Annotated in this window: 6 protein-coding genes and 1 pseudogene; 6 read left to right on the forward strand and 1 reads right to left on the reverse strand. The window is 63.2% G+C overall.

Going from position 1 to position 7923, the window contains the following annotated elements; all coding sequences use genetic code 11:
• From HP499_RS13625 to HP499_RS13635, 3 genes are all read left to right on the forward strand, one after another.
• Positions 1-918, forward strand: a 918-nt coding sequence (locus tag HP499_RS13625) for an amidase (RefSeq protein ID WP_253951576.1), incomplete at its 5' end; no start/stop codon positions are given.
• Complete coding sequence (gene gatB / locus HP499_RS13630; RefSeq protein WP_089594286.1) at positions 918-2426, forward strand: Asp-tRNA(Asn)/Glu-tRNA(Gln) amidotransferase subunit GatB; 1509 nt, start codon at positions 918-920, stop codon at positions 2424-2426. The genes HP499_RS13625 and gatB, both read left to right, overlap by 1 nt.
• A gap of 73 nt (positions 2427-2499) precedes the next feature.
• Positions 2500-3057 (forward strand): hypothetical protein, encoded by a 558-nt coding sequence (locus HP499_RS13635; protein WP_172324578.1) that lies wholly within the window; start codon positions 2500-2502, stop codon positions 3055-3057.
• Positions 3058-3078: 21 nt separating this feature from the next.
• Here HP499_RS13635 and HP499_RS13640 read toward each other — a convergent pair whose 3' ends face one another.
• Positions 3079-4077 carry a formylglycine-generating enzyme family protein gene (locus HP499_RS13640; RefSeq protein WP_172324579.1) on the reverse strand — a complete coding sequence of 333 codons (999 nt, stop codon included), beginning with the start codon at positions 4075-4077 and terminating at the stop codon, positions 3079-3081.
• Between the two features lie 1319 nt (positions 4078-5396).
• On the opposite strand from HP499_RS13640, the gene HP499_RS13645 reads away from it, so the two are divergent.
• The 3 genes and pseudogenes from HP499_RS13645 to HP499_RS13655 form a co-directional block, all read left to right on the forward strand.
• Positions 5397-6431 (forward strand): sugar ABC transporter permease, encoded by a 1035-nt coding sequence (locus HP499_RS13645; RefSeq protein ID WP_172324580.1) that lies wholly within the window; start codon positions 5397-5399, stop codon positions 6429-6431.
• Between the two features lie 44 nt (positions 6432-6475).
• Positions 6476-7399, forward strand: a complete 924-nt coding sequence (locus tag HP499_RS13650; RefSeq protein WP_172324581.1) for a carbohydrate ABC transporter permease — start codon at positions 6476-6478, stop codon at positions 7397-7399.
• Positions 7400-7475: 76 nt separating this feature from the next.
• A pseudogene (locus HP499_RS13655) lies at positions 7476-7923 on the forward strand (sugar ABC transporter substrate-binding protein); the annotation flags it as partial.

Below are 7923 nucleotides of genomic sequence, written 5' to 3' on the forward strand. Positions count from 1 at the left end.
TCGCTGGACCAGATCGGCCCTGTGTCCCGGACAGTACTGGACTCTGCGCTGCTGCAGGAAGTCATCGGCGGCCACGATCCCTTCGACTCCACGTCACTGACTGATCCCTTCAATGATCTTGTTGCCGCCGCCCGCGTGGGCAACGTTGCCGGCATGAAGATCGGCATCGTCAAGGAGCTTCACGGCGAGGGTTACCAGGCCGGCGTCGAGAACCGTTTCAACGAGTCCCTTCAGCTGCTGAAGGACGCAGGCGCTGAAATTGTTGAGGTTTCCTGCCCCAACCTTAAGTACGCCCTGGGTGCCTACTACCTGATCATGCCCTCCGAGGTGTCCAGCAACCTGGCCAAGTTCGACGGCGTTCGCTTCGGCATGCGCGTGCTGCCCAAGGACGGTCCCATGACCATCGAGCGGGTCATGGGTGCTACCCGTGCGGCCGGTTTCGGCGACGAAGTCAAGCGCCGTATCATCCTCGGTACCTACGCACTGAGCGCTGGCTACTACGACGCTTACTACGGCTCGGCACAGAAGGTCCGTACGCTGATCCAACGTGACTTCGACGCCGCCTTCGCCAAGGCTGATGTCCTGATTTCGCCCACTGCGCCCACCACGGCGTTCAAGTTGGGGGAGAAGCTGGATGATCCGCTGGCGATGTACCTGAACGACGTCGCCACCATCCCGGCTAACCTTGCCGGTATCCCGGGCCTGTCCCTGCCGGGCGGCCTGGCTGACGAAGACGGCCTGCCGGTTGGTATCCAGCTGTTGGCTCCTGCCCGCCAGGATGCCCGCCTGTACCGCGTGGGCGCCGTCCTCGAATCCATGCTCGAAGAGAAGTGGGGCGGCCCGATCCTTGCGCAGGCGCCCGATCTGAAAAATGCTGTCCTTGGCGCAGCGTCCACCACCGCCGGAGGTTCCAACTAATGTCCGTCGATGCAACCCTGAGCTTCGAAGAGGCCATGGAGAAATACGATCCTGTTCTGGGTTTCGAGGTCCACGTGGAGCTCAACACCAAGACCAAGATGTTCTCCTCCGCACCGAACGTTTTCGGTGATGAGCCGAACACCAACGTCAACGAGGTTGACCTGGGCATGCCCGGCGTCCTACCCGTTGTCAACAAGACAGCGGTGGAGTCTTCCATCAAGATCGGCCTTGCCCTGAACTGCAAGATCGCCGAATCGTGCCGTTTTGCCCGGAAGAACTACTTCTACCCGGACACTCCCAAGAACTTCCAGACCTCGCAGTACGACGAGCCGATCGCCTATGACGGTTACCTCGACATCGAGCTCGAGGACGGCACCGTCTTCCGCGTGGAGATCGAGCGCGCCCACATGGAAGAAGATGCCGGCAAGCTGACCCACATGGGTGGCGCTGCGGGCCGTATCCAGGGTGCCGACTACTCGCTGGTGGATTACAACCGTTCGGGTGTTCCGTTGGTGGAAATCGTCACCAAGCCCATTGAGGGTGCCGGCAGCCGTGCGCCTGAACTGGCCAAGGCCTACGTCGCGGCCGTCCGTGAAATCGTGAAGAACCTTGGCGTTTCCGATGCCAAGATGGAGCGCGGCAACGTCCGTTGCGATGCCAACGTTTCCCTCCGCCCGCACGGCCGTGAGCGTTTCGGTATCCGTTCGGAGACCAAGAACGTGAACTCACTGCGCGCCGTCGAGCACGCCGTACGTTACGAAATCCAGCGCCACGCTGCCGTCCTTGACTCCGGCGAGCCGGTCATCCAGGAGACGCGCCACTGGCACGAGGACACGCGTTCGACGACGTCGGGCCGGCCCAAGTCCGACGCTGACGATTACCGCTACTTCCCGGAGCCGGACCTGGTTCCCGTCGTTGCCTCCCGTGAGTGGGTGGAGGAACTCCGCGCTACCCTTCCCGAGCCGCCGGCCGAGCGCCGTAAGCGTCTCAAGGAAGCTTGGGGCTACTCGGATCTGGAATTCCGCGATGTAGTGAACGCCGGTGTCATGGACTCCATCGAGGAAACCATTGCAGCAGGTGCCTCGGCTGATGTTGCCCGCAAGTGGTGGATGGGTGAGATCGTGGGCCGCGCCAAGGTAGCTGACGTCGATCCTTCCGAGCTCGGTGTGACTCCGCAGGTGATTGTGGAGCTGAACAAGCTGGTTGAAGACGGCAAGATCAACAACAAGATGGCCACCCAGGTCCTGGACGGCGTGCTCGCCGGCGAAGGTACTCCGGCGGAAATCGTTGAGAAGCGCGGCCTTGCCGTTGTATCCGACGACGGTCCGCTCCTGGAAGCCATCGATGCAGCACTGGCAGCACAGCCGGACGTGGCGGAGAAGATCCGTGGCGGCAAGGTCCAAGCCATTGGCGCGATTGTCGGCGGCGTCATGAAGGCCACCCGTGGTCAGGCCGACGCAGGACGAGTCCGCGAACTCATCCTGGAGAAGCTGGGCGTCGAGGGCTAAGACCCGTTCTTCCCATCAAAGTAGGCCGCAGTTTTACTGCGGCCTACTTTGCTTTTGGGCGCACAATGGATGCATGGCCACACTTTCACCGGGCCTCGGGAAGGCCCTCATTGCCGGCGGGATCGCCGTCGCCCTGACCGGTGGCGGGGCCGCTGCTGTCTGGGCGGGCACCCAACCCGGCCCTTCGCCGTCGAGCCCTGCTGTTTCAGCCGGCCCGACCCCGTCGGGGAACGCCAAGCCCGCTGACGGGCGCGGGCGGGCTATTCACGGCGAACACGTCGTGAAGCAGCAGGACGGGAGCTACCGTAGGGTCCTCACGCAGTCTGGAACCATCGAAGCGGTCAGCGATTCAGAGGTGACTGTGAAGAGCGAGGATGGCTTTACGCAGCGCTATTCCATCACTGAGGATACGCGGATCAGCAAAGTTCCCGCTGACCTGTCAGGGCTCAGGAACGGTAAAGGTAAGCCCACGCTGCCTTCGGCCTCCGCTGCTGATCTCGAGATCGGCGACGACGTTCGTGTCAGCGGCACAAAAGACGGCGATGCCGTGACAGCGACGAAGATCGTGTCCGGCGAACTGCCAGCCGGCGTCAAAGGCCATGGTCATAAGCGCGGGCATGGGCCCAAGTAGTTTCAGAACCAGAGCCAGGGGCTAAAGGGCCACGGTCCTGAATCCGAGGTTGCCGCTGGCCGAGTCCGGTGTATTCGAGCTTCTGGCTGCAAGGCGGTAGCGGTTGCAGTACGAGTCGTGGCAGAGGTATGAGCCGCCCCGCATCACCCTGCCGCGGCCGATGGTCGGCCCCTGCGGATCCTTCACCGTGCCTTGCGCCTGGCATGTCTTGTAGTACTTGGGCAGGAACCAATCACTGCACCATTCCCAGACGTTTCCACTGGTTTGGTAAAGCCCGAAGCCGTTGGGGCTAAATGCCTTGGCGGGTGCGGTGGTGAGGTAGCCGTCGTCGATCGTGTTGCGGGTAGGGAATTCCCCTTGCCAGATATTGCAGTTGTGGCCTGTTGTTGCTGTGTTGGAGTGCAGGTCATTTCCCCACGGGTAGCGCTGCCCGGACAACCCGCCCCGGGCCGCGAACTCCCACTCGGCTTCCGTCGGTAGCCGGCGTCCGGCCCATGCGCAGTATGCCAGGGCGTCGTTGTAGGACACATGGGTGACGGGATGGTCAGGGATCTCCGTCCAGTGCGAAAGAGGTCCGGCCGGATGGGCCCAACTGGCACCGCGGACATTGAGCCACCACGGGACGTTGTTGACCCGGTTCAGGATCTCATGCGGCTCCGCTTTGACCGCCAGGTGGAACACGGCCGAAGTGCCGAAGGTTTCCGACTCCGTTTGATAGCCGGTGGCATCGACGAACCCGGCAAACTCTTCATTGGTCACGGTGGTCGCGCTGATCCGGAATGCGGAGATGGATACTTCGTGCAGGGGCACTTCACCGTCGGCTTCGTAGCCCTCGTTGAACGGATCGCCCATGGTGAACGCCCCGCCGGGGATTTGGACGTCGCGGGTGTGGACGTCGTGGGTCTGGTTGGTGTGGGTGGTCCCGGTGGTACCGTGTCCTCCCACCGAGCGCAGGGGAAGCGTCAGCCCCGGCACCGAGTGTTCCCGGGCGCCGGCGCCCGGGCTGCAGCAATCTGCCATGTCCACCTTCTGTCTGAAATCCAACTGCTTGTACTTTAGCGGGGTCGGGTGGCCTGACAGAGGCTCCTTCCTTGCCCTCGCCTCCCACGCACCCGTTTCCGCCCCGCGCATCACTTGTGGCCCGGCGTCGCACCCGTTTCCGCCCCGCGCCACGGTTCTTACGGGGGCGATCGGCGTGAGCGGGTGCGGAGAGCCCCAATGAGGAGACTTGGGGCGCACCCGGCACCACGGGCCACTCCCGACCGCAAGCCACCGCCACCGCAACTACGCACCCGTTTCCGCCCCGCGCATCACTTGTGGCCCGGCGTCGCACCCGTTTCCGCCCCGCGCCACGGTTCTTACGGGGGCGATCGGCGTAAACGGGTGCGGAGAGCCCCAATGAGGAGACCTGGGGCGCACCCGGCACCACGGGCCACCCCCGACCGCAAGCCACCGCCACCGCAACTACGCACCCGTTTCCGCCCCGCGCATCATTTGTGGCCCGGCGTCGCACCCGTTTCCGCCCCGCGCCACGGTTCTTATGGGGGCGATCGGCGTGAACGGGTGCGGAGAGCCCCAAAGAGGAGACCTGGGGTGCGGCGTCGGGCGCCGGGGCGCATCCTGCACCACAGGCCAACCCCGGCAGCAAGCCACGGCCACCGCAACTACGCACCCGTTTCCGCCCCGCGCATCACTTGTGGACAGGCGTCGCACCCGTTTCCGCCCTGCGCCACGGTTCTTACGGGGGCGATCGGCGTGAGCGGGTGCGGAGAGCCCCAATGAGGAGACCTGGGGCGCACCCGGCACCACGGGCCACTCCCGACCGCAAGCCACCGCCACCGCAACTACGCACCCGTTTCCGCCCCGCGCATCACTTGTGGCCCGGCGTCGCACCCGTTTCCGCCCCGCGCATCACTTGTGGTCCGGCGTCGCACCCGTTTCCGCCCCGCGCATCACTTGTGGTCCGGCGTCGCACCCGCTTCCGCCCCGCGCATCACTTGTGGCCACGCGTCGCACCCGTTTCCGCCCCGCGCCACGGTTCTTACGGGGGCGATCGGCGTGAGCGGGTGCGAGGGGCGCGGCGTCGAGCGCCGGGGCGCACCCGGCACCACGGGCCACCCTCAGCGCAAGCCATCCCCACAACCCCACACCACAACCCCACCCCACAACCCCACCAAGCCAGCTCACCCCCCACCCGAAGTGATGAAAAGTGATTTTTGCGATCAGTTTTGATCACGATCTTGCAAAAAGAGATCCCAGTCACTTATGGTTTGTTAAACGGTTAACGAGCGTGGCCTGAATCACATTGATGGTTCAGGCTCAACACTTGAGGAGACAGCATGAACTCGACGACGGAACAGGCTCCGGCATTGTCCGAAGCCCGCCGGGTCGCGGAGCCGGCTCGGGGAAGTACCCCCGGGGCCGGTCCGAAGAAGCGGAAACGGAGCAAGCCCCCGCAGCAGAGTTTCCGGTCCCGCCTGCGTCGCGACAAGCAGATGCTGCTCATGATGGTCCCGGGCGTGGCGTTCCTGCTGCTGTTCTTTTACATCCCCATTCTGGGCAATGTCATCGCCTTCCAGGACTACCAGCCGTACCTGGGTATCGGTGACAGCCTGTGGGTGGGCTGGCAGAACTTTGTGGACCTGTTCGGAAATCCGGACTTCGTCCACGCGTTCTGGAACACCCTGTACCTGGCCGCCTGGCAGTTGGTCTTCCTGTTCCCGGTGCCGCTGGTACTGGCGCTGATTGTGGATTCACTGATCAGCACCCGGGTCCGGCGGATCTTTCAAAGCATCGCCTACCTGCCGCACTTCCTTTCCTGGGTGCTGGTGATCGCGTTCTTCCAGCAGATGCTGGGCGGCGCTGGTTTCGTCAACAACCTGCTGCGGGACTGGGGAATGGAGCCCATTCCGTTCATGACCAACCCGGAGACCTTCCCCGTGATGGTGGTCATCCAAATGATCTGGAAAGATGCCGGCTGGGCCATGATCATCTTCCTGGCAGCCCTTGCCAGCATCGATGCTTCCCTTTACGAAGCCGCTGCGGCGGATGGCGCGGGCCGGTGGCGGCGGATGTGGCACATCACCCTCCCCGGTTTGCGGCCGGTGATCGTACTCCTGCTGATCCTGCGCATCGGCGACATCCTCTCGGTCGGCTTCGAACAGTTCATCCTGCAGCGTGATGCTGTGGGCGCCGGAGCCGCGGAAGTGCTGGACACCTTCACTTACTACACCGGCGTAGTAGGAGGCGGCTGGAGCTCAGGTGCCGCAGCCGGCCTGGCGAAGGGCGTGGTCAGCGCCCTGCTGATCTACGGCGCCAACAAACTTGCCCACCGCTTCGGCGAAGACGGAATCTTCGCAAAACAAGTGCGCTGAAAGCCACGCTGAACCCGCGCGCCTGCCGCACAAGGAGAACCCCCATGGCATCAACACTCTTCACCAGGAAACCCCGCGAGCTGAGCTACAACCCCAAACGCCCGATTTGGAAGGAAAAGCCGTCCGCCCTGTACCAAACGATCAAGGCAGTGGTGCTGGTCGTCTTCAGCTTGTCCATCCTGACGCCCATTCTGCTGGTGGTTTCGACATCCCTGGCAGATACAGAACAACTGGTAAAAGCCGGCGGCTTCGTCCTTTGGCCCGAGCGTCCAACGTTGGAGGCGTACGCCACCATCTTCAAGGGCCCCATGGTGTTGCAATCACTCGGGGTCAGCATGCTGGTCACCGCGGTGGGCACCATCCTGGCGCTGTTCGTGACCATCACCATGGCCTACGCCACCAGCCGCACCGTGCTCTTTGGCCGGCCGGTGATCCTCGCGGTGTTGTTCACGCTCCTGTTTGCGCCCGGCTTGATTCCGTCGTTCCTCATGATCCGTCAGCTTGGCCTGCTGGACTCCCTTTGGTCGCTGATCCTGCCGGGCATCTTCGGGGCTTTCAACTTTGTGGTGATGCGATCGTTCTTCATGAACATCCCCGGCGAACTGATTGAAAGCGCAAGGATCGACGGCGCCAACGACTGGCAAATCCTGTGGCGGATCGTGATGCCGCTGTCCAAAGCCGTGATCGCCGTCGTCGGGCTGTTTTATGCAGTCGGTTTCTGGAACTCGTTCTTCAACGCCTTGCTGTACATCAACGATCACAGCAAGTGGCCTATCCAGTTGCTGCTCCGAAATTTCGTAGTCCAAGGCAGTGGAGCGGCTGACCAGCTGGGAATCACCACCACTCCGCCACCGCAATCCATCCAGATGGCCGTAGTCGTGGTGGCGTTGGTCCCCATCCTGATGGTCTACCCGTTCCTCCAGAAGCACTTCGCCAAGGGCGTCATCACTGGCGCCGTCAAGGGCTAGCCCCCTCTCCGAAGTCCAGAAATACCACAGCACTCAAACCTCAGAAAAAGAGCAAGTAACCAGAAAGGGTTATGCCATGACGAGCACTACCTCTCAGGCCGGATTCAGCCGCCGCGGTTTCCTTGGCCTCGCGGGCCTGGCCGTAACCGCTGCAGGATTATCCGCCTGCGGTGGTGGCGGCGCCGCGAGCAATGGAGGCGCCGCTGCCTCCGCTTCGGTCAAGTTGCCCACCTACAAGGAATTCACCGGCGTGACCCCGGACATCGCGGGCAATGCCAAGGGCCTCCAGGCCGGCTACTTCAAACTGCCCACTGCCGTGCAGTCCGTGAAGACACCGCCGCTCAAGGGCAAAGTGACCGGCCTGACCGAAACCTTCGACACCATGAGCCCCGGCCTGAAGGACAACCCTTTCTGGCAGCGCCTCAACGCCAAGCTCGGCGGCGACCTGGAGTTGCAAATCGCGGAGGACATCGGCGACGGCTATCCGGCCAAGTTCGCCACCGTCCTGGCCAGCAACGATCTTC

The sequence above is a fragment of the Paenarthrobacter sp. CM16 genome (assembly GCF_013179505.1).
Lineage (GTDB): Bacteria > Actinomycetota > Actinomycetes > Actinomycetales > Micrococcaceae > Arthrobacter.

Coding starts and splice junctions, on each gene's coding strand:
- HP499_RS13635 (WP_172324578.1), top strand. CDS start 2,500: ATGGCCACACTTTCACCGGGCCTCGGGAAGGCCCTCATTGCCGGCGGG.
- HP499_RS13645 (WP_172324580.1), top strand. CDS start 5,397: ATGAACTCGACGACGGAACAGGCTCCGGCATTGTCCGAAGCCCGCCGG.
- HP499_RS13640 (WP_172324579.1), bottom strand. CDS start 4,077: ATGGCAGATTGCTGCAGCCCGGGCGCCGGCGCCCGGGAACACTCGGTG.
- HP499_RS13650 (WP_172324581.1), top strand. CDS start 6,476: ATGGCATCAACACTCTTCACCAGGAAACCCCGCGAGCTGAGCTACAAC.
- gatB (WP_089594286.1), top strand. CDS start 918: ATGTCCGTCGATGCAACCCTGAGCTTCGAAGAGGCCATGGAGAAATAC.